The sequence below is a fragment of the Chryseobacterium sp. C2(2020) genome (assembly GCF_014218915.1).
In the GTDB taxonomy this organism is placed as follows: Bacteria; Bacteroidota; Bacteroidia; order Flavobacteriales; family Weeksellaceae; genus Chryseobacterium; species Chryseobacterium mucoviscidosis.
In genome coordinates, this window is record NZ_JACLCT010000099.1 from 1 (window position 1) to 1,026 (window position 1,026).

Consider the following 1,026-nt stretch of genomic DNA (forward strand, 5'->3'; position numbering starts at 1 on the left):
AGACGGTATTTTGGAGACAAACTCTTTGACAGAATAGTAATTGCGAATATAACAGGTGCATAAACGGATAATCAGAATCTTTAAACATCCTAATTAACTACCTGCGGATTTTAGGTATTATTATAGAAGCCCCCATGAATAAATCGCTCATCATTTTCGGCATCGTCAACATAACCTCGGACAGTTTCTCCGATGGAGGCCGGTATCTGGCGCCAGACGCAGCCATTGCGCAGGCGCGTAAGCTGATGGCCGAGGGGGCAGATGTGATCGACCTCGGTCCGGCATCCAGCAATCCCGACGCCGCGCCTGTTTCGTCCGACACAGAAATCGCGCGTATCGCGCCGGTGCTGGACGCGCTCAAGGCAGATGGCATTCCCGTCTCGCTCGACAGTTATCAACCCGCGACGCAAGCCTATGCCTTGTCGCGTGGTGTGGCCTATCTCAATGATATTCGCGGTTTTCCAGACGCTGCGTTCTATCCGCAATTGGCGAAATCATCTGCCAAACTCGTCGTTATGCATTCGGTGCAAGACGGGCAGGCAGATCGGCGCGAGGCACCCGCTGGCGACATCATGGATCACATTGCGGCGTTCTTTGACGCGCGCATCGCGGCGCTGACGGGTGCCGGTATCAAACGCAACCGCCTTGTCCTTGATCCCGGCATGGGGTTTTTTCTGGGGGCTGCTCCCGAAACCTCGCTCTCGGTGCTGGCGCGGTTCGATGAATTGCGGCTGCGCTTCGATTTGCCGGTGCTTCTGTCTGTTTCGCGCAAATCCTTTCTGCGCGCGCTCACAGGCCGTGGTCCGGGGGATGTCGGGGCCGCGACACTCGCTGCAGAGCTTGCCGCCGCCGCAGGTGGAGCTGACTTCATCCGCACACACGAGCCGCGCCCCTTGCGCGACGGGCTGGCGGTATTGGCGGCGCTGAAAGAAACCGCAAGAATTCGTTAACTTTTCGGTGGCCAGTAAGGAAATCGAGCGAGGCAAGGGTACACGTGGCCGGGGAGCCGAGGGAAAGCAGAACGTT

1 protein-coding gene is annotated in these 1,026 nt (G+C 57.3%); it reads left to right on the forward strand.

Annotated elements, in window-relative coordinates; translation table 11 throughout:
- Positions 1–134 precede the first annotated feature (134 nt).
- On the forward strand, positions 135–950 hold the full coding sequence (sul2, locus tag H6W52_RS21085; RefSeq protein ID WP_001043260.1) for a sulfonamide-resistant dihydropteroate synthase Sul2: 816 nt from the start codon (positions 135–137) through the stop codon (positions 948–950).
- Positions 951–1,026: the final 76 nt, after the last annotated feature.

Coding starts and splice junctions, on each gene's coding strand:
- sul2 (WP_001043260.1), top strand. CDS start 135: ATGAATAAATCGCTCATCATTTTCGGCATCGTCAACATAACCTCGGAC.